Origin of the sequence: Agrobacterium sp. SOY23, assembly GCF_027212525.1 — a bacterium.
In the GTDB taxonomy this organism is placed as follows: domain Bacteria; phylum Pseudomonadota; class Alphaproteobacteria; order Rhizobiales; family Rhizobiaceae; genus Agrobacterium; species Agrobacterium tumefaciens_I.
This window is the reverse complement of record NZ_JAPWDT010000005.1, coordinates 79,139-100,046: the sequence shown is the minus strand read 5'-3', so window position 1 is coordinate 100,046 and position 20,908 is coordinate 79,139. Positions and strand designations below refer to the sequence as shown.

18 protein-coding genes are annotated in these 20,908 nt (G+C 59.8%); 11 read left to right on the top strand and 7 right to left on the bottom strand.

Annotated features, from left to right (window positions below):
* The 7 genes from O3S81_RS15750 to O3S81_RS15720 are packed head-to-tail and all read right to left on the bottom strand — an operon-like array spanning window position 1 to window position 6,987.
* A complete protein-coding gene (locus tag O3S81_RS15750; protein WP_269344629.1) occupies window positions 1-789 on the bottom strand; it encodes an ABC transporter permease in 789 nt (262 codons plus the stop codon).
* 8 nt (window positions 790-797) lie between these two features.
* A complete protein-coding gene (locus O3S81_RS15745) occupies window positions 798-1,673 on the bottom strand; it encodes an ABC transporter permease (RefSeq protein WP_269344626.1) in 876 nt (291 codons plus the stop codon).
* Window positions 1,673-2,728: an ABC transporter ATP-binding protein gene (locus tag O3S81_RS15740; RefSeq protein WP_269344625.1), complete on the bottom strand. Its 1,056-nt coding sequence runs from the start codon at window positions 2,726-2,728 to the stop codon at window positions 1,673-1,675. Before O3S81_RS15740 ends, O3S81_RS15745 begins: the two co-directional genes overlap by 1 nt.
* Before the next feature lie 20 nt (window positions 2,729-2,748).
* Window positions 2,749-3,822 (bottom strand): ABC transporter substrate-binding protein, encoded by a 1,074-nt coding sequence (locus tag O3S81_RS15735; protein ID WP_269344623.1) that lies wholly within the window; start codon window positions 3,820-3,822, stop codon window positions 2,749-2,751.
* Window positions 3,823-3,852: 30 nt separating this feature from the next.
* Window positions 3,853-4,854 (bottom strand): dipeptidase, encoded by a 1,002-nt coding sequence (locus O3S81_RS15730; protein ID WP_269344621.1) that lies wholly within the window; start codon window positions 4,852-4,854, stop codon window positions 3,853-3,855.
* On the bottom strand, window positions 4,851-5,495 hold the full coding sequence (locus tag O3S81_RS15725; protein ID WP_269344619.1) for a 2-hydroxychromene-2-carboxylate isomerase: 645 nt from the start codon (window positions 5,493-5,495) through the stop codon (window positions 4,851-4,853). Before O3S81_RS15725 ends, O3S81_RS15730 begins: the two co-directional genes overlap by 4 nt.
* Window positions 5,488-6,987, bottom strand: coding sequence for an NAD(P)/FAD-dependent oxidoreductase (locus O3S81_RS15720; RefSeq protein ID WP_269344617.1), 1,500 nt, complete (start codon window positions 6,985-6,987; stop codon window positions 5,488-5,490). Before O3S81_RS15720 ends, O3S81_RS15725 begins: the two co-directional genes overlap by 8 nt.
* Window positions 6,988-7,362: 375 nt before the next feature.
* Between O3S81_RS15720 and O3S81_RS15715 the strand changes: the two genes are divergently transcribed.
* The 11 genes from O3S81_RS15715 (at window position 7,363) to O3S81_RS15665 (ending at window position 20,893) form a co-directional block, all read left to right on the top strand.
* A complete protein-coding gene (locus O3S81_RS15715; protein WP_269344615.1) occupies window positions 7,363-8,688 on the top strand; it encodes an LLM class flavin-dependent oxidoreductase in 1,326 nt (441 codons plus the stop codon).
* Between the two features lie 153 nt (window positions 8,689-8,841).
* Window positions 8,842-9,837 (top strand): aliphatic sulfonate ABC transporter substrate-binding protein, encoded by a 996-nt coding sequence (locus O3S81_RS15710; RefSeq protein ID WP_269344614.1) that lies wholly within the window; start codon window positions 8,842-8,844, stop codon window positions 9,835-9,837.
* A complete protein-coding gene (locus O3S81_RS15705) occupies window positions 9,834-10,703 on the top strand; it encodes an ABC transporter permease (RefSeq protein WP_269344612.1) in 870 nt (289 codons plus the stop codon). The genes O3S81_RS15710 and O3S81_RS15705 overlap by 4 nt, the downstream gene beginning before the upstream one ends.
* Entirely contained in the window at window positions 10,700-11,431 is a 732-nt protein-coding gene (locus O3S81_RS15700; RefSeq protein ID WP_269344610.1) for an ABC transporter ATP-binding protein, read from the top strand. The genes O3S81_RS15705 and O3S81_RS15700 overlap by 4 nt, the downstream gene beginning before the upstream one ends.
* Before the next feature lie 131 nt (window positions 11,432-11,562).
* The gene (locus O3S81_RS15695; protein ID WP_269344609.1) at window positions 11,563-12,405 is read left to right on the top strand and encodes an NADPH-dependent oxidoreductase; all 843 of its coding nucleotides are present in this window, start codon (window positions 11,563-11,565) and stop codon (window positions 12,403-12,405) included.
* 303 nt (window positions 12,406-12,708) lie between these two features.
* On the top strand, window positions 12,709-13,749 hold the full coding sequence (locus O3S81_RS15690) for a ketopantoate reductase family protein (protein ID WP_269344607.1): 1,041 nt from the start codon (window positions 12,709-12,711) through the stop codon (window positions 13,747-13,749).
* A 37-nt stretch (window positions 13,750-13,786) separates the two neighbouring features.
* Complete coding sequence (locus O3S81_RS15685) at window positions 13,787-14,356, top strand: TetR/AcrR family transcriptional regulator (RefSeq protein WP_269344605.1); 570 nt, start codon at window positions 13,787-13,789, stop codon at window positions 14,354-14,356.
* Between the two features lie 12 nt (window positions 14,357-14,368).
* Window positions 14,369-14,971 (top strand): 2-hydroxychromene-2-carboxylate isomerase, encoded by a 603-nt coding sequence (locus O3S81_RS15680; protein WP_269344603.1) that lies wholly within the window; start codon window positions 14,369-14,371, stop codon window positions 14,969-14,971.
* Window positions 14,972-15,082: 111 nt separating this feature from the next.
* Window positions 15,083-16,459: an FAD-binding oxidoreductase gene (locus tag O3S81_RS15675; protein ID WP_269344601.1), complete on the top strand. Its 1,377-nt coding sequence runs from the start codon at window positions 15,083-15,085 to the stop codon at window positions 16,457-16,459.
* A 37-nt stretch (window positions 16,460-16,496) separates the two neighbouring features.
* A complete protein-coding gene (locus tag O3S81_RS15670; protein WP_269344600.1) occupies window positions 16,497-18,902 on the top strand; it encodes a molybdopterin guanine dinucleotide-containing S/N-oxide reductase in 2,406 nt (801 codons plus the stop codon).
* 335 nt (window positions 18,903-19,237) lie between these two features.
* On the top strand, window positions 19,238-20,893 hold the full coding sequence (locus O3S81_RS15665) for an ABC transporter substrate-binding protein (RefSeq protein WP_269344598.1): 1,656 nt from the start codon (window positions 19,238-19,240) through the stop codon (window positions 20,891-20,893).
* The last annotated feature ends 15 nt before the right edge of the window (window positions 20,894-20,908 follow it).

Here is a 20,908-nt window from a genome sequence, read left to right as displayed (position 1 = left end):
TCACAACACCTTGCGCAACCCGATCAACCGCTCGACCGCCACCACGACGATAACCGAAATCAGAATGAGGATGACGGAGAGAGCGGCAATCTGCGGATCGGTGGAGTATTCCAGATAGTGATAGATTTCCGTCGGCAGCGTCGAGGATTTGACCGAAACGATGAAGAGCGAGATCGTCGCTTCATCGAAAGAAATCAGGAAGGCGATGACAGCCCCGGCGATGAGGCCGGGCCGCACCAGCGGCAGTGTGATGCGCCACAGCACCATGGCGGGCGATGCGCCGTGAACGCGCGCCGCTTCCTCGACACGGCGATCCACCGCCATCAGGCTCATGGTGATGGTGCGCACCGTATAGGGCGTGGTGATGCCGAGATGGGCGAGGAAAATGCCGGTATAGCTGTCGAGCAGGCCAAGCGGCCCAAGCACCAGCATCACGCCGACAGCAAGCACGATATGCGGCACGAGGAAAGGGGCGAGGATGAGGAAGTTGATCGCGCCCTTGCCGCGGAATTCGTGCCGCGACAGCGCCAGCGAAAGAAGCAGCCCGGCAAAGATCGAGACGCAACCGACAAGCAGGCCTATGCCGAGGCTGCGCCAGAAGGCGCCGATGAATTTGGCATTGGCGAAAACCTTGGCATAGGAGCCGAAGGACAGGCTTTCCGGCGGAAAGGCCAGATATTGCCGCGTATCGAAAGAAATTATCAGGACGACGATGATCGGCGCCAGAAGAAACAGATAAAGCAGCGTCAGCAGCAGAGCGTGGGCGAGACGTCCGAATTTTGCGTCCATGGCCGGCCTCACGTCTCAAACGCGCGCATGGCGCGCTGGTAAATCACGATCACGCTGCCGAACAGCACGAGCAGCAGCACCGAAAGCGCCGCCGCCAGAGGCCAGTTCAGCGTCACCGTCGCCTCGTTATAAACCTCCGTGCCGATGACGAAGACGCGGCCGCCGCCCATCAGGCGCGGCGTGACGAAGGAGGAAATCGCCAGGACGAAAACGAGAAGTGCGGCGGTGAGAACGCCGGGCAGAGAAAGCGGCAGCACGATGCGGGTGAAGACGCGCAGGCGGTTAGCACCCAGCATGGCGGCGGCTTCTTCCAGCTGCGTGTTCAGCCGGCCGAAACCGCTCAGCATCGCCAGGATCGCATAGGGCATCAGGATTTCGATCAGCGCGACGGTGGCACCGAAATAATTATTGGTCAGCCGGATGACGCCGTCCGTAAGCCCGGAGGATTGCAGCGCCGTGTTGATGACGCCCCTGTCCCCCAGAATGACCATCCAGCCATAGGTGCGCACCACCGAGGAGGTGAGAAGCGGGGCAACGGCAAGTGCCGTCAGCACCCCGCGCCAGCGGCTTTGGGTGCGGGCGAGGAAAAGTGCGATAGGATAGGAAAGAACGACCGCGAAAATGGCGACATTCACGCCGAGATAAAGCGTGTTCCAGGCAATCTTCCAGTAAAACGGGTCGAACAGCACGGTTCTGTAGGATTCGAGCGTCCAGTCGCCGCCGCGAAGTGCGGCCATGGACGAGGATGCGAATGAGGCGCGCACCAGCCAGATGAGCGGCAACAGAAACGTCGTCAACAGTGCGACGAGGCCCGGCAGAAGCAGGAGAAGCAAAACGCCGCGATGCGACGTGCCGCCACCGGAAGCATGGCTTGCCGCCGCCATCAGGCCGCCTCCCCGATCAGCGTCACATCCTCGGGCGCAACGGAAAGCGTCACCCGCTCACCCTTCGCCGGCAAGGCAGCGGCATGGGTGGGCAGATCGGCCTGAAGGCGATGATCGCCGGCGCGCACGCCAAGCGTCAGCATCTGCCCGCGATAGGTGACGTGCTCGACGATGCCCGAGAAAGCATTGACGCCATCGCCAAGGAGAAAGCGATGCGGGCGAACCAGAAACCGCGCTTTTTGGCCAACCGGGACAGCGCCCGAGAAATGCAGGAAACCGAGACCGGGAATCTCGGCGCGTCCCGGCGCAACCACGGTGCCCGCAAGGAACGAGCCGGTACCAATGAACGAGGCGACAAAATCCGTTTTTGGCCGGTCGAAAATCTCGCGCGGCGTGCCGATCTGCTCCAGCCGGCCTTCCGACATGACGGCAAGCCGGTCGGCCATGGACAGGGCTTCGTCCTGATCATGCGTCACGAAAATACTGGTGACGCCGGTTCGGTTCTGGATATCGCGGATTTCATCGCGCATCTCGTCGCGCAGCTTGGCATCGAGATTGGAGAGCGGCTCGTCGAACAGCAGCAGAGCGGGTTCGATGACGAGAGAGCGGGCAATCGCCGCCCGCTGCTGCTGGCCGCCGGAAAGCTGGGAAACCCGCCTTTCGCCGAAACCGGAAAGCTTGACCAGATCGAGCGCTTTTTCCACCCGCTCCTTGCGCTCCGACTTGGCGATGCCACGCATTTCCAGCCCGAAGGTGATGTTTTCGGCGACATTCATATGCGGAAACAGGGCATAGGCCTGAAAGACCATGCCCATATTGCGCCTGTGCACCGGGGTCGCAGAAATATCGCGACCGTCCAGCCGGATTTCACCCGAGGTTACCGGAATGAGGCCGGCGATCATGCGCAGGATCGTCGTCTTGCCGCAGCCGGAAGGCCCCAGCAGCGCCAGCATTTCCCCGCGCGGTAGGGAAAGGCTGACGTGATCCACGGAGGGCTTGAAGGCGCCCGGATAGGTCTTCACGAGATTGTCGATCTCGACATGATGATCGGCCATGGCGTCCTCTGCTTCCTGTCTCAATTCGCCGCGATGACCTCGCGGTTGATCCGCTGTATCCACGCCGAATATTTGTCCGCCACGAAGTTCCAGTCGAGAGAAGACTGCGCGGCCTGGGCCTCCTTGCTGCCGTAGATGCGGGCGGCAACGGGTTCGCTGAGCGCGACCTTGCTGTTGACCGGACCGTAGAAGCTCTTTTCGGCAAAGGTCGCCTGTGCCTCGGCGCTCAGCGCATAATTGACGAAGAGTTCGGCAGCCTCCTTGTTGGCGGAGCCTTCGACAAGACCGATCGTGTTCGTCTGGCCGATGGAGCCTTCCTTCGGCAGGGCAATGCCGATCTTGCCGCCCTGCGTGTCGTGCAGATATTGCGCGCGGCCGTTCCAGCAGATGGAAAGATCAACTTCGCCGCTCTGCACTACCGCATAACAATCCGGCGCAGGTTCGAAGGTCGAGACGCTCGGCGCAACTTCCTTCAGGAAATCAATGGCCGGATCGACGGAGGTCTTGTAGTCCCCGCCCTTCAGCTTGGTGAGGATCGGCAGCAGGATGACGCCGCGCGTATCGGAAAGCTTGGCGGCGATCTTTCCCTTGTATTTCGGATCGGCGAGATCAGCCCAGCTTGTCGGCGGCTCCTTCACTGCGTCGGTATTATAGAGGATAGCCAGATTGTCCTGCGAGAAGGCGACGGCGCGGTCACCGTCGATGCGCGCCCATTCCGGCTGTTCGGCAAGGTTCGGCACCCTGGCGGGATCAAGCTTGGTGAACAGCTCTTCCTTGTTCGCCTTGATCGCCACCGAAACGTCGATCAGGGCGACGTCGACCTTCGGCTCGGCGCGCTGAAGGGTGAGAAGCGCCAGCGTTTCGGCCGAATTCTTGCTCTGCTGATAATTCACCTCGATGCCGGGATGTTTGGCCTTGAAGGCGTCGATGATGAATTTCTGATAGTTATCCGCAAAGACACCGGAGAAACCGACGATGTTGACGGTGCCCTTCGTCGCATCCTGCGCAAAGACGGTTCCCGAGAGCGATGCGATCCCGGCGGCAACGATACCGACGAAGAAAGCGGCCTTGCGGCGCTGATGAGCATTTTTCATTTCAGTTGCCTCCGTTTGTTTTTGATATTGTCAGTTTGCCGGCCGCCAGGCGGTATCCAGCACGCGCAGCCAGTTCTGGCCGAGAAGTTTGAGGACGAGTGTTTCGCTCCAGCCGCGCGCCAGCATGCGGGCGGTGATGTTGGGAACCTCGCCGATGCGCTCGATGCCCTTCGGCTTGGAAATCTTGACGGTCGCAAATTCCGTCAGCGTGCGGGCCGTGCCCTTGTCACGGTTGGCCCAGAGCTGCCAGGGGCCGGGGCGCGGCCGCTCCTGCGAGAAATCCGTGCCGATGCCGACATGATCTTCGCCGACGAGATCGATGACATAGGCCATGGCGTCGAGATAATCCTCCACCGTCGCATCGTTTCCGGCGGCAAGTCCCGGCGCAAAAAGGCTGATGCCGATGATGCCGCCCTTTTCCGCGCAGGCTTTGAACAGTTCATCCGGCTTGTTGCGCTTCACGTCGCGCAGCGCCCGTGGCAGCACATGCGAAATGCAGACCGGCGCTTGCGAGCGGGCGATGACATCCGCCGTGGTTCTGTCGCCGACATGGCTCAAATCGCAGAGAACGCCGACACGGTTCATCTCCGCCAGCACCTCGCGGCCGAAGCCTGTCAGGCCGCTGTCATTTTCTTCCAGATACCCGGCACCGGAATAGTTCTGGGTATTGTAGGTCAGCTGCATGATGCCGACGCCGAGATCCTTGAAAATCTCGACATAATCCAGCTTGTCCTCGAGCGGCGAAGTGTTCTGCCAGCCGATGATGATGCCGGTCCTGTTCTCGGCCTTGGCCGCGTGAATATCGGCAACCGTACGCACCGGGCGGATAAGGTCGTCGTTTTCCCGCAGGAAACGCTTCCATTCGCTGACATAACCGATGCCCTCGCGGAAATTTTCCCAGATCACGCTGGAGACATTGACGGCGGTGAGGCCGCCGGCGCGCATGTCCTCGAATATGGACCTGCTCCACTGGCAGGTCTGCAGACCGTCGATGACGATGGCCTCATTGTGAAGTTTTGCGGCATCGGTCATGCGGATGTCCTCACTGCGGATTGTGAAAGCTGCTGCTTGAGCGCCCCAAGGGCGCGGCTGACGAATTCCAGACGGTCCTGCCCCCAGAAGAGTTCGCCATTCACCACATAGGTCGGCGTGCCGAAAATCCCGAGACGTTCGGCTTCGGCGAGATTTCCCTGCCATTCCGCCACGATGTCTTGCCGTTGCGGATCGCGCACGAGGGCCGCACCTTCAGAGCCGAGAACCGCCTGCGCGATGGCGCGGAGCGTCTCGAGATCGGCAATGTCACGCTCTTCGCTCCACAAGGCGCGCTGGATGGCGAAGGACAGGCTGATCGCATCAAGCCCGGCCTTCTGCGCAGCGATGATAAGCTGGGCAGCGCGTTCGATGGTGGCGCAGGGATAAAATTTCGGCGTCAGGTTGAGCGGCATGTCGAGATAGCGTCGCCACCGGTCCAGTTCCATGGCATGATAGCTCTGCCGGGCATCCGGGCGGCTGCGCAGCGGAATTCCGCCATTAGCCTCGATGATGCGGATGGGCCGCAGCACGATTGCGGCGCCATGTGTGCGGGCGACTTCGACGGCCCGTGGTGCGCCGAAATAGGCCCATGGCGAAGAAATGCCGTAAAATATCTCCAGTTTCAGCGCCGCTTCAGCCATTGGCATGCTCCTTGATCCTGTCCTGCGCGTCCGCATCGCGCCATTCCTCGCCGGTGATTTCAGCGGCGTCGTGGTTCATGAAAGTTTCGAAATGACGGGCGCGGTCTTCGACGAAGAGAGACCGCGCGATGCCCTGCGCCAGCCGCTCCGCCCCCGGGCTTATGGCCGGAATGCCGCTGGTGATTTTCCCGTGGGACGGGACGGCCGGATAGGCGAAACAATGGATGCGGGAAATCGCCTCCGCCTCGGCGGCCGGAATATCCGGTTTGGGCAGAAACTCGAAGGCCGGCCCGAGATAGGGATAGGACCCCAGCGCGTCATTCTCCTGCCCGGCCGGCGGCTGATAGGCATCGCGCCAGAGCAGGACACGGTCGTTCAGGGCTGAAAATTCCGGCCGCCGGGCGAACTCGACATCGAAGCCGGTGGCGAAAATGATGAGATCGGCGAGATAACGCCCCTTCGGGGTCTCGATCTCTACCACATCGCCCACTTCCGTCAGGCTGAGAATGGGACTGCCAAGATGGAAGAACGCATTGTCATGGCGCGAGACCCTGAGGACGCTGTGGCGCGGCGGCGGGATCTGCGTCCGCTCCGCCTCAACCATGAAGGCCCAACGGTCGGCATCGGGCAGGCCGATATAACCGTGGGTCATGCCGAGACTGGCGACACCGCCGAATTTTTCGACCCGCGGGATATCGGGCCTGCGAATGAAAAGATCGACACGGGCGCCCCCCGCTTCCAGCGCTGCGGCTGCATTGTCCATGGCCGAAGCCCCGGCACCGACCACCGCGACGCGCTTGCCACGCCATGCGCTCACATCGAATACATCGCCGCTATGGCGCACGAAACGGGTGGGAACCGTTTTCGCCACATCCGGCAGGCGCGGCGCACCGAGACCATCGAGCCCCGTCGCCAGGATCACCCGGCGCGCCAGAACCCTGGCAGGACCTTCCGGCCCAACAAAATCAAGAGCGAGCAGGCCATCTTCGCGCAAAACGAGACCGGCAAGTTCGGTATCGTTGCTCACCGGCAGCGCCAGCACAGTGCGATACCAGACCATGTAGGCCATCCAGGCTTCACGCGCTATCAGCCCCATTTTCTCATACGCACGCGCGCCGAACTGCGCCTCGAACCACGCGCGGAATGTCAGGGAGGGCACGCCGAGCGCCGGCCCGGCCAGTTCCTTGCGGGTGCGCAATGTCTCCATGCGCGCGCTGGTCACCCACGGGCCTTCCCGCCCGCTGGGCGCCCTGTCGAAAGCCCTGACATTGTCGATCCCGGCAAATGAAAGAGCGGCAAGCGCGGTCAGTCCGCAGAGCCCGGCACCGATGACGGCGACGTCAAGCACTTCAGAGCCGTTGAGAGAGGTGCGCGGCACCCACGGCTTTGCAGGCCGCTCAAGCAGGGCGAGCTCCTGCGCAAGCCTCGCCTCCAGCGCCGGCAAGCCGCCCGCATCCACAGACACTGCGTCGGTTTTGCGATCTTTCATCATGTTATTTCTGAATTAATGAGCGTTAAAAATTCTATTTAAGCATTATAAGAAACACAGAAGCGGAGATCCGGAAAGCAAAATTCTTCTAATCATCTGCGGTTTTCGGCAAATTTTGGCGCGGGCGGCCGGAAGTGACGTCCGACCCTTTGGTTCTCCCGCTCAACAGGGTGGAAACAAAGCCGCGTGGGTGGCGGGATCATCGCCAAATGCGGAATTTCGGCAAAAATCTTTCGGTTCGGAAATCATAATCGGAATAGTCTTTGCCGCGCCGATCCTCCGGCAGGGATATCGTCGCCACCAGCAAAGGCGTGCCTGCGGCTGCGGCCATCGGCAACGAGTCGCGCAAGCCAAAAACATCAACGAAAGTGAAGCCCAATGGCAAATGATCGCAAACTGCATCTCGGCGCCTTCATGCGGCCCGTTAGTCTCCACACGGGTGCATGGCGTTATCCGGGCGCATTCCCGGATGCGAATTTCAATTTCGCCCATCTGGCGCGCTTCGCACAACAGCTGGAAGCCGCGAAATTCGATGCCTTCTTCATGGCCGATCATCTGGCGGTGCTGAACATGCCCACGGAAGCACTGCGCCGCAGCCACACCGTCACCTCCTTCGAGCCCTTCACCCTGCTTTCGGCGCTTGCTGCCGTCACCTCCCGCATCGGGCTGGTCGCCACCGCCTCCACCACATTCGATGAGCCCTATCATGTGGCCCGGCGTTTCGCCTCGCTCGATCACCTCAGCAACGGCCGCGCCGGCTGGAACATCGTCACCACGTCCAACCCGGATGCGGCGCGCAATTTCGGCCGCGACGATCAGCCTGATCACACCGAGCGTTATGCGCGGGCGCGGGAATTTTACGATGTCGTCACCGGCCTCTGGGACTCCTTCTCCGACGAGGCCTTTATCCGGGATGTCGATAGCGGGCTGTTCTTCGATCCTGAAAAAATGCATGTGCTCAACCACAAGGGACCGGAATTTTCCGTGCGCGGGCCGCTCAATATCGCCCGCCCGGTGCAGGGCTGGCCCGTCATCGTTCAGGCCGGGGCATCGGAGCCGGGACGCCAGCTTGCCGCCGAAACCGCAGAAGTGGTCTTTGCGGCGACACCCACGCTTGCGGCGGGAAAGGCCTTTTATAAGGACGTCAAGGACAGGACCGTCGCCGCAGACCGTTCCCGCGACGGCATCATCATCCTGCCGGGCGCTTTCGTTCTGGTCGGCGATACCGTGGACGAGGCGAAAGCCAAACGCGCCAAACTCGACAGTCTCGTCCACTATGAAAGTGCAATCGCCTCGCTTTCGATCGCGCTCGGCCACGATGCTTCGAGCTTCGATCCCGATGGCCCCTTGCCTGACATCCCTGAGACGAATGCGAGCAAATCCAGCCGTGAAAGGGTCATCGAACTCGCCAGAAGCGAAGGCCTGACGGTACGCCAACTCGCCCAGCGACTGGGTGGTTATGGAGGTCTCGCATTTGTCGGCACGGCCAGAACCATCGCCGACGAGATGGAGCAATGGCTCCATGAAGAGGGCTCGGATGGTTTCAACGTCACCTTCCCTTTCCTGCCTGCCGGTCTGGACGATTTCACGACGCAGGTGGTGCCGGAACTGCAAAGGCGCGGGCTGTTCCGCAAGGATTATGAAGGGCCGACATTGCGCGACCATCTTGGCCTGCAACGACCGGCCAATCGATTTTTCACCTGAATAAAGCGCCGTCGCGCCGATCGCTCTCCCGGTAGGGAGATTTTCCACGCCGGTCGCAAAGTTTGGCATGAGGTTCCAGAAGGGCGGATTGACCTTAAAAACACCCGCCCATACCCTTTAAATACACAAAATACATAAATTAGGTGAATTAATATGAAGGCTGAACATTCCCGCCGCCAGATCCTCAAATTCGGCATCGCCGGCGCGCTCGCAGCACCACTTGTCACGGGCAATGCACTGGCCCAGAATTCACAGGAGTTTCCTGCCGAGCTGAAGCTGGACTGGGGATTTTACTCCTCTCACACGCTGCTGATAAAGAACAAGGGCTGGCTTGAGGAAGCTTTCAAGGATGTCGGCACCAAGATCACCTGGGTGCAATCCCGCGGCAGCAATAATTCGCTCGAATTCCTGAAGGTCGGTTCGACGGACTTTGCCGGCTCGGCCGCCCTTTCCGCCTTTCTCGCCCGCGCCAACGGCGTGCCGCTAAAGGTGATCTATGTGGCGAGCTGGGGCGGTTCCTCCATCATTCAGGTGCGCCCGGATTCACCCATCAAGACCGTCGCCGACCTCAAGGGCAAGACCATTGCGGTCACCAAGGGCACCGCACCCTATTTCACCCTCGTCCGCGCGCTTGACCAGAACAAGCTGTCCATCAACGACCTCAAGGTCGTGAACCTGCAGCATCCGGAAGGTTTCAACGCGCTTCAGCAGGGTCAGGTGGATGCCTGGGTCGGCATCGATCCGCACACATCCCAGGCCGAGCTTGCCGGCGACCGGGCGATTTTCGACGAGCGCAGCTGGCGCGACGGCAGCGTCTTCAGCGTGTCCGAAGAGTTTCTGGCGAAGTACCCGAAAGCGGTCGACAGACTTCTCGGTGTCTGGGTGCAGACGCAAAAATGGATCCGTGAAAACAAGGGCGAATTCATCGATTTCGTCACGCAGGTCACCGGCAACGATCCCAAGATCACCAAGCTCACGATCGAGAAGCGCGACTGGAAGGATCCCGTTCCCGGCGAAGAATTGCTGAACTCGATCCGCATCGTCACGCCGCTTTTGGGCGACGATGTTCTGCGCCCCGGCGTCAATGTCGACAATGTCCTTTCTTCGCTGATCGATCCGACACCGGCGAAAAAGGCACTTGGCGCATGAATTCCCATCCGCGCGAATTCCAGCGCGTGAAACAGACTACGGGACAATTCCCTTCCCGATTGCCGCTCGCGCAAAGGGTGGGGAATTTCCTTGGCCGTTTCGACCTGCGCGGCGCAATCGTGCCCGTCGGCTCGCTTTTGCTTCTCGAGCTTTTCGTTCGCCTCGGCTGGGTCAGCCCCTATGTGCTGCCGCCGCCCTCCGAACTTTACGACACGTTCCTGCGGCTTGCGGAAGGTCCCCTGTGGACGAATGTTGCGGCCAGTACTGCGCGCGTCTTCGTCGGCTTCGTCATCGGTTCCCTGCTCGCCATCGTCGTCGGTTCGCTCGTCGGTCTGGTGATTGCCGCCGAACGTTATCTCGAGCCGACGTTTCAGGCGTTGCGTGCGGTCCCGAGCCTCGCATGGGTGCCGCTGCTGATGATCTGGTTCGGCATCGGCGAAACCTCGAAAATCGTGCTGATCGCCAAAAGCGCGTTTTTTCCGGTCTATCTCAACCTTTTTTCCGGCATCAGGAATGTCGACCGCAAGCTGGTGGAGGTGGGCGAGATGTATCGCCAGCCGCTGCCCGTGCTGGTGTGGCGGATTTTCATTCCCGCCTCGCTGCCGCATCTCTTCACGGGCCTGCGTTACGGGTTGTCGCTCGCCTGGCTGAGCGTCGTCGCGGCCGAACTTCTGGCTGCCTCGGAAGGTATCGGCTACATGCTGTCCGACGGGCGGGAGCTTTCCCGGCCCGATCTCGTCATGATCGCCATCATCTGCCTTGCGGTGCTGGGCAAGATTTCCGATAGCCTCTTCAAGATCGTTGAGGACCGCTGCCTGCGCTGGCGCGACACCTATCCGCTTCAGCAGGAAGGACGCCTGCGATGAGTTTGCTGAGTGTCGATGTGCGCGAGAAGGCTTTCGGCGACACGGTGGTCCTTCAGGATATCCAACTCACGCTGGGTGATGGCGAAGCGGCGGTCCTTCTTGGCCCCAGCGGCTGCGGCAAGAGCACATTGCTGCGCATCGCCGCCGGCCTCGACCGGCGTTTTTCTGGTGCGGTCAGGGTTCAGGAGGACGAGGCGCAGGCATCGGGCTCACCGCCCATTGCCTTCGTCTTTCAGGAACCCCGCCTGATGCCCTGGCTGACGGTTGCCGAAAACATCGGTTATGCGGCCGGCAGGAAATATGATGTCGGGCGCGTGGAAAAGCTGATCAACGATGTCGGTTTGAGCGGCCATGGCGGAGCACTGCCAAAAGCCCTTTCGGGCGGCATGGCGCAACGTGTGGCGATAGCAAGGGCGCTCTATACCGAGCCGCGCATCCTGCTGCTCGATGAACCCTTCAGTGCGGTCGACGCTTTCACGCGGATGAAGTTGCAGGATCTGGTGCTGAAGCTCGTCGAACAGCGCGGCATTTCCTTCCTGCTCGTCACCCATGACATTGACGAAGCGCTCTACCTCGGCGACAGGATTTACATGATGGGTGCCCATGACGGCCGCATCCAGCAGCATATAGAGGTGGACGTGCGACGTCCGCGCGACCGAAGGTCGCCGCAACTCGCCAGCCTCAAGAACGAGGTGCTGACCGCCCTGCACAACGCCCACGTCATCTGACGGCTACGGCTTGATCCGAATAGTCTGCGTGAAGCTGGCCGGTGAACTGGGAAAGCATAAAATGATAGGCCTTGCACGGCCTTCCCACCATGGGCGTTGCAACCCATCCCAATATTACGGAGCTTAACGCGATGACCCTGTCCAGTCCGATCACCAAACTTGAAACTCCACAGCAGCGGGTTGAGGCCCGTTATGGAGCGCAGGCCGACTTTTCTCCGCCCTTCTGGAACGACACCATTGACGCCTTGCTGAACCATCGCACCGCCCGCGCCTATCTGCCAAAAGCTCTGCCGCAGGGCACTCTGGAACTTCTGATCGCAGCCGCACAATCTGCACCGACATCGTCCAATCTTCAGGCTTGGAGCGTGGTGGCGGTTCAGGACAGGGAGCGCAAGACGCGACTGGCAGATTTCACGGGTGGTAACGGTCACATAAAGGACGCACCCGTTTTCCTCGTCTGGCTGATCGACCTGAAGCGGTTGCGCACCGTCGCTTCCAAGCAAGGCAACAGGGGCGAAGGGCTGGATTATCTGGAGAGCTTCCTGATCGGCGCCATCGATGCGGCGCTGGCCGCGCAGAATGCCGTTGCCGCCATTGATTCACTCGGTCTTGGCTCCTGCTATGTCGGCGGTATCCGCAACAGGCCGGAAGACGTGTCCCGCGAACTGAACCTTCCTCCCGAGACCATCGCCGTCTTTGGCCTCACGGTCGGCTATCCCGACCCGGCGGTGAAAACCGACGTCAAGCCGCGCCTGTCGCAATCATCCATTCTGTTTCATGAAACCTATTCAGAACCGGCAAGCGATGATCTCAGTTCCTATGATGAGGTCTTGAAGGTGTTTCAGGAAAAACAGGGCCTGCCGCAAAACGGCTGGACCTCACCCATTGCCCAGCGCGTGGAAAATGCCGCCGCGCTGAAAGGCCGCGCGGAACTGAGCCAAACATTGCGCCGCCTCGGTTTCGGTATCAAATAAAGATTGTTGCGGCTGCCGGCATCGAATGCAGATGCGTCCCTGTCAGCCAGAATGAAGCGCCGGCCAGGAGCAGCGCGATCTCTCCCGAAATCGCTGATTTCGGGAACTGATTTTCTATAAAATTAGTAGATATAGAATGACCGGTCTTCCTTTACACGGCGGGCAGGCTTTACGATCCGCTCCAGAATAATTCTGAACCGCTTCCACCCCCATCCCCAATTGCCGCCCGCGCAGACCGCCAACCAATGAACAGCCGACGCCCTCCGGAAAATCCGGGGCGTGAAAAAAGACGAGAAACAACAGATGCCACGTTACGTTATCATCGGCGCCGGTGCGGTGGGCGCGAGCCTTGCAGCACAGTTTGCACTTTCCGGCATTGACTATGCGCTTTTCGGACGGGGTGCGCAGATCAATCATATCAGGCAACATGGCCTTACCTTCCAGCGCCCCGCGGAGACGCGGCAGATCGATCTCAAGGTTTTCGACCTGGCGGATCTTCCGGAATTGACACTGGATGATATCCTCCTGCTCACGGTGAAAGCTCAGGATGCCGTCAGCGCACTTGCCTTCTGGTCCTGGCAAAGCGTCTCGAACACGACGACGCCGGCAGCGGCAAACCTTCCTGTCGTGACCTTTCAAAACGGACTGGCGACCGAAGCAAATGCGCTGAGAACATTTTCCAGGGTATATGGCGCAAGCATTCTGACACCGGCGCGGTTCACGGAAACCGGCAAGGTAGTGGTCGGTGGCGAGCCGCAGTTGGGCATCGTGACGGTTGGGCGTTTTCCGGACGGACAGGATGACGTGACCACGCAGGTCACGGCGGACCTGAACAGGGCGGGATATCTGGCCGAGGCGAGCGACGATATCCGCCGGTGGAAATCAGCAAAACTCCTCCACAACGTTCGCAATGCCCTGGAACTTTTCGACGGTCCCCGGGATCTGAACGACAGGATCAGCGCGGCTCTGGTGGATGAGGCCCGCCATGTGCTGGAGGCAGCGGGTTACACCCTTGCCTTGCCCTCCGAGCGGACCCTCGACATCTCCAACTGGCACGTAGCGCCGAACAGCGGCATTCATCCGGGCCAGCAATCAACATGGCAGAGTTTCAAACGCGGAGCCTCGAGCGAGGTGGATTTCCTCAACGGCGAAATCGTTTTGCTCGGCCGGCTTCACAATGTTCCGACGCCCTATAACGAAGCCGTTCAAACGCTTGCCGGAAATCTGGCGCATCAGGGCGGGTTTTCAAAACCGCTGCCACTCGATGCGATCACTTCTCTCATCGTCGCTCCGGGCCGGGCGGCACATCCCGGTCCTGCCGCCCTTCATGACGACAACCCGTAGCAGTGCGATTTATGAAACGACAGTGTGAAACGATAAAATGAGAGAAGCCATATCAGACCATATCCTTGCCGCCGCCGGTACGCTCTTCTATCGTGAAGGTATCCGGGCTGTCGGCATAGATCGGATCATTGAAGAAGCGAATGTTGCGAAAGCCACGCTCTACCGGCATTTCCCGTCCAAGGATCACCTCGTTGCGGCCTATCTAGAGGCACGGCACGAGCGGGTAATCTATTCGTTTCAGAAAGTGCTGGATGCGGACATGGCTCCGAAGGAGCAGATCCGGTTGATCTTCGATCAACTCCACGAAAAAGCCGACAGCCCGGATTTTCGCGGCTGCGCTTTCGCTCTTGCGGTTGCGGAACATGGCGAGTCCGAGCGTGTCGTATCCGTTGCACGTACCCATAAGGCCAAGGTCAGGGACGTATTTGCCGCTGTCCTCGCAAGAGCCGGCAGCACTGCGCAGATTGCCACCGCCCATCTTTCGCTTCTTTACGAAGGGGCATTGGCTACCGTCGCCGTCGGGCGGGATCCTGAAGCTGTCCTGATTGCGCGTGACTGTGCTCTCTCCGTCTTCGACATGGCCGCCTCCACCAATCAATCCAACTGAAAGCAGCAGACAATGACAAAGACGATCGATTATTTTTTCAGCATCGGCTCTCCCTGGGCGTTCATCGGTCTCGAACCCTTTGCTGCCCTGGCGAAAGAACAGGGTGCCACGATCCACCCGCATGTCATTCCGCTGATCGAGGAAAATGGCGGCATTTATTCGCGAAACCGGCCCGAGGCCAGACGTGCCTACTGGATCAGGGATCTGAAGCGCTGGGCGGAATTGCGCGGAAAAGTGCTCAATTTTGACAATCGCGCAGCTCTCTCCGATCCCTCACCGGCAGGCCTGATGGTTGCGGCAGCGATCGAGGCGGGTCAGGACTGGCTCAAGCTTGCACTTGCGCTTCAGGAGGCTTTCTGGGTTCGCGGTGAAGACATCGGCAATGCGGATGTCCGGCGGGCGATTGCGACAGCCGCGGGCTTTGATGCGGCGGCGCTCGATGAACGTGGCCAAAGCGATGCGGTTGCGGCCCGGCAAAAGGCCAGTTTCGAAGCCGCCAGGACAGCAGGTGTGTTCGGCGTGCCGACCTACCGATATCAGAATGAACTCTATTGGGGGCAGGATAGTCTTCCGTTCCTCGAGCGTCACCTCAGCGGTGAGAAGCTCGCCGCCTGATATCGCCGCCGGACGGCAGGAGACGGTTTCGCGGTCCTGCCAAGGCGTTTCGTCCTATGTTCATAAAGCCTCTCGCGGCTTTCTCCCGCAAGGCTCCCATGGAATCTCCTTATGCCCGATCTGCCCGCTCCTCTTATTCAATCCCTGCAGGACCTGCTCGGTGAGCGTCTATCGACGTCACTTGCCCTGCGCGAGCAGCATGGGCGTGGCGAAGCGCATCATGCAGCCGCGTTTCCCGACGCGGTCGCTTTCGCTGAAACCACGGCAGAAGTATCCGAAATCGTGCGGTTATGCGCGGCAGAAGGCGTGGCCGTCATCGCTTTCGGCGCCGGCACTTCGCTCGAGGGGCATTTGACGGCCGTTAAAGGCGGGGTCTCGATCGACCTTTCACGCATGTCGAAGATTGCCCGTATCAGCAGTGACGATCTGGATTGCACGGTTGAGGCTGGCGTAACGCGGGAGCAGCTGAACACTTACCTGCGAGACATGGGGTTGTTCTTTCCCATCGATCCCGGCGCAAACGCCTCCATTGGCGGCATGGCCGCAACCCGCGCTTCCGGCACCAATGCCGTCCGCTATGGAACGATGCGGGAAAACGTGCTCGGGCTGACCGTGGTGCTGCCGTCCGGCCAGATCATCAGGACCGGCGGTCGCGCCAGAAAATCTTCCGCCGGATATGACCTGACGCGGTTATTTGTGGGCTCGGAAGGCACTCTCGGTATCATCACCGAAATAACGCTTCGCCTCTACGGAATACCGGAGACCATCTCGGCAGCACTCTGCTCTTTCGAGAGCGTCGAACAGGCGGTGGCGGCTGCCATTCAGGTCGTTCAGCTGGGCATCCCGGTCGCCCGCATGGAGCTTATGGACCGTGGCCTGATCAGGGCCGTCAACGCCTATTCCGGGCTGGACCTGAAGATCGAGGATACGTTGGCTTTCGAGTTTCACGGCTCGCCCGCCGGCGTTCAGGAGCAGGTCGATATGGTATCCGCCATCGTGGAGGACCATGGCGGCAAGGATTTCGAGTGGGCCAATGCGCCCGAAGAACGCAATCGTCTCTGGAAAGCGAGGCATAATGCGTTCTATGCCGTCGTATCCCAGAGGCCAAATGCCAAAGGCTGGTCATCGGATGTCTGTGTTCCGGTCTCGCAGCTCAGCAACTGCATATTGAAGACCCGCGAACTTCTGAAGGATTGCAGCGTCCCGGCGGCTATCCTCGGCCATGTCGGCGACGGCAATTATCACGTCGTCTTCGCCTTCGATCCCGGCAATGCGGAAGAGCTCGGCGAAGTGGCGGCCATCAACAAGAAGATGGTGCAATATGCCCTCTCTGTCGGCGGCACTTCGACTGGCGAACATGGCGTGGGCACCGGCAAAATCGCTTATCTGCGTGAAGAACATGGCGACGCGGTTGATCTGATGGCGCTCATCAAACATGCGGTCGATCCCGCCGGTATCATGAACCCGGGAAAAATCCTGCCGAAATAGAATTGCCATTCTGCAATCCTGATCGTGAGGTCATGCGATGAATTCCTTCAAAACTCACAGTTCCCATTGGGGCGCGTTCTCCGGTCGGTTTGCAAATGGGCGACTGGAGATAGAGCCGCACCCCGGCGACCCGCACCCGTCACCGCTTCTGGGCAATCTTCCCGCAGTTGCCCATAGCCCGGCTCGCGTCCGGCGGCCTGCGATCCGGCGTGGCTGGCTTGAGCGCGAAACGGGCCATACACAGCGACGCGGCGCTGACGATTACGTCGAGGTCAGTTGGGCCGAAGCAACGAAACTGGTCGCGGACGAGCTTGGACGGGTCTATGACGATCATGGCCCGGGCGCGGTGTTCGGCGGCTCCTATGGTTGGTCGAGTGCCGGCCGGTTTCATCACGCACAAAGCCAAATACACCGTTTTCTGAATGTCCTTGGCGGATATGTCCGGTCCGTCAACACTTACAGTTCCGGCGCGGCCATGGTGATAATCCCCCATGTGCTTGGACCGTATGACAGCTTCGACCGCAAGAGCGTGACCTGGGATGCGATCGAACGCAGCAGCGAGCTGGTGCTTGCCTTCGGCGGCATGGCGATCAAGAACGCCGATGTCCATGGTGGAGGGATCAGCGTGCACACCGTCCGGCAGAAACTGGCTGGCGCCAGGGCTCGCGGTGCGCATTTCACGTTCGTCAGCCCGCTGGCAGACGATTTTCCCAGTGATGTGAATGCCGAGTGGCTTTCTATAACTCCCGGCACGGACGTGGCGATGATGCTGGGGCTTGCCCATGTCCTCGTCACAGAAGGACTGCACGACCGGGCGTTTCTGGAGCGTTACACGGTTGGATATGACCGTTTCGAGACCTATCTTCTCGGCAAGGAGGACGGCCAGCACAAAAGCCCGGAATGGGCGGCCGCGATCTGCAACATCGCGCCGGAGACGATCCGCGAGCTGGCGCGGAAGATGTCCAGTTCGAGGACCCTGATCACGGTCAGCCATTCGCTCCAGCGGGCCGATTATGGCGAACAACCGGTGTGGATGGGCATTGTCCTTGCCGCAATGCTTGGCCAGATCGGATTTGATGGCGGCGGATTTTCCTATTCCCTCGGCGCACTGGGCAATATCGGCAAGAACCTGCTCGCCGTTCCCTTGCCAACATTGCAACAGTTCAAAAACCCCGTGCCGGACTATATCCCCTGCGCACGCATCGCCGACATGCTGCTCAATCCCGGCGACGAGTTTCATTACAATGGCCACACGCTTCGCTATCCCGATATCCGGCTCGTCTATTGGGCGGGCGGCAATCCGTTTCACCACCATCAGGATATCAACCGGTTGCGGGCCGCTTTCCGGCGTCCCGAAACGATCATCGTCCACGAATCGGCCTGGACCTCGACCGCGCGACATGCCGATATCGTACTTCCCGCCACCACCACGCTTGAGCGTGACGACATCGGCGCTGCCGATCGCGATCCCCTGATGATCGCCATGAAGCGCCTGATCGACCCCGTTGGTGAAGCACGCAATGATTACGAGATATTCGCCGGCATTGCGCGGGAAATTGGCAGGTTCGACGCCTTCACCGAAAATCGTAGCAGCAGGGAATGGCTCGCCTTCCTGTACGAGACCACCCGTAACGCGCTCGCGGCAGGCGGGCATGATGCGCCTGATTTTGAAACCTTCTGGGAGCGTGGGGAGCTGCTTCTTCCGATTAAAACCGACGAAGGAGGCCCGGCCCGCAGCTTCCTGCTGGATCCCGAGACTAAACCGCTGCCAACGCCTTCAGGAAAGATCGAGATTTTTTCCGGAACTGTCGAGGGCTTCGGTTATGACGACTGCAAAGGTCATCCGCGCTGGTATCCGCCACGAGCGGAGATATCGGATGACGCGCCCCTCCACCCCCTTCATCTCGTCTGCAATCAGCCGTATCAGCGTCTGCACAGCCAGCTGGACTACGGCGATTTCAGCCGTTCGACCAAGATCAAAGATAGAGAACCTGTCCGCATCCATCCCGCCGATGCGTCTGCCCGTGGAATATCTGATGGCGACGTCGTCAGGCTTTTTAATGCACGCGGAAGCTGCCTCGCCGGCGCTATCCTGAGCGATGACGTCATGCCGGGCGTGATGCAGCTTGCCACCGGCGCATGGTTCGAGCCGCTGGATCCCATTGCGGACAATGCCGTCTGCATCCATGGCAACCCTAACATCCTCACCCGCGACATCGGCACTTCGAAACTGGCGCAAGGTTCGACCGGCCAGATCGCCAAGGTGGAGGTTGAGCTTTTCACTGGCGACCTGCCGCCGGTCAGGGTTTTCGAAGCCATGACCTTTGTGCCGCGTGACACAGTATCTTCGGCACTGCGACATCATCTATCGCCGGTGCGAGACGGCAATTTACATGCGTCTGAAACACCAATCCAAACTGCTGGCAAAATGGCGATAAAATAATTCACTAAATCGATAGAAAAAGAATAACCAGTCTTTCTCCCTCACGCCCGGCTGTTAGGTTATGGGCAAGATAAACACCGCAACGAAGGGGCCGCGTCATGACTGAAATATGTAGAAGCGGGCGCGCTCCTCATCCAGGCAAGCTGCCAGGAGCCGCTCGCTAACCCTCGCGGTCAACCCGCTCACCCAATGAACTCAAGCATTCCCCCGCTCGGCTGAAAGGTCGGTGCGGCAACGGTTTAACATGCGTTGTGTCAACGACGGCAACAGCATGTGCGACCGCAGGAGATGCCGAAATTACAACGAAAAAACTTTGAATTTTTCAGGATCATATCATGACACAACGTTCTTTCTCATTCTCCCTCTCGCGTCGCCGGTTGCTTTTCACAGCCTCCCTGGCAATCTCCGCCTCGCTGTTTTTATCGACCGCAGCACCTTTGACGGCAATCGCCGCGGATACGCCGCGCGATGGCGGTGACATCACATTTCTGATCGATTCACTGGGCGATACATGGATCCCCAACAACAGCGCCATCTCCAGTTTCCAGGGCCATATATGGGGTCATGTGACGGATAAGCTGCTTTACGTCGATGCCGAAGGCAAGGTCAGCCCATGGATTGCCGAACGTTGGGAGCAGAACGACACCGCAACGGAATTCACGCTTCACCTCAAAAGCGGCGTGACTTTCTCCGATGGCGAACCGCTTGATGCCAAGGCCGTCGTTGCCAATCTCGACATCTGGTATGCCGGCCGCAAGAGCGAGGGGATCAACCCGATCGGCCTCTTCCCCAAGACCTACGATCACGCTGAAGCGGTCGATGCCACGACGGTCAAGGTATTTTTCAAGAAACCCACGCTCGGTTTCATTCCAACCCTTGGTTATCACGGCTCCATCCTGATCTCTCCCAAGAGCATTGCCCAGCCGGCCGGCCAGCAGGCTGACCTCAGCAAGACCGCCGGCAGCGGACCTTACGTGGTGGAGTCCTGGAAAGAGGGCGACCATGTCACGCTGGTCAAGCGCAAGGATTATAATTGGGGACCTGCCGCAGTCGGCCACACCGGCCCCGCCTATCTCGATACCATCACCTACAAGCTGGTGTCGGAGCCATCCCTCCGCGTCGCTTCCGTTCAGTCCGGTCAGGCGGACGTCGCTTACAATGCCTCACCCCAGGAGCTGAAATCGCTCAAGGAGGAAGGCTTCACCGTCGCGACCCCGCGTTATCTCGGCTTCGTCAATGGCTGGGCGGTCAACACCAAGCTTCAACCCTATGATGACGTGAAGGTGCGTCAGGCACTCCAGGCAGGCATCAATCGCCAGGAGATCATCGACACCGTCTATACGCAGGACTGGAAGCTTGCGACATCGTTCATTCAAAGCAATGTCCCGGGTGCCACGGATCACAGCGATCTCCTCGCCTATAACCCGGACAAGTCGGAAAAACTTCTGGACGAAGCCGGATGGGTCAAGGGCGCGAACGGCGTTCGGGTGAAAGACGGCAAGCCGCTGGAACTGACGATCCATTCCAATCCTTACCTGGCAACTTCGAAATCCGTCGATGAGTTGATTGCCCAGCAGCTTGGCAAGCTCGGGTGGAAGGTCAACATCAGGGCTTATGATGTCGTGACCTATGGCGAGAAGGTCAAATTCGGTGGCGCCGCCGTTCCCACATATGAAGTCACGCGCAGCTTCATCGACGCCGGCACGGTCGCCAGCATCCTGACCAACGCCAACAATGGCGAGAACTGGTTTGCGCTGGATGATCGTGACGCCAAGCTGAACGATCTGCGCGACAAAATCGCCGGTGCGGGTTCCGTCGAAGAACGAAAGCCTCTTTTGGACGGCCTGCAAAAATACCTGCTGGAACAGGGCTACTTCATACCACGCACGCAAATCGTTCAGCGCATTTACGTGCAGTCGCCGAAGCTGAAGGGCGAAGTCTATAACGGTGTCGCTTACGCCAGCTATTACACAGCGTTCATTGCCGAATGAGGCCAGCACCCACCG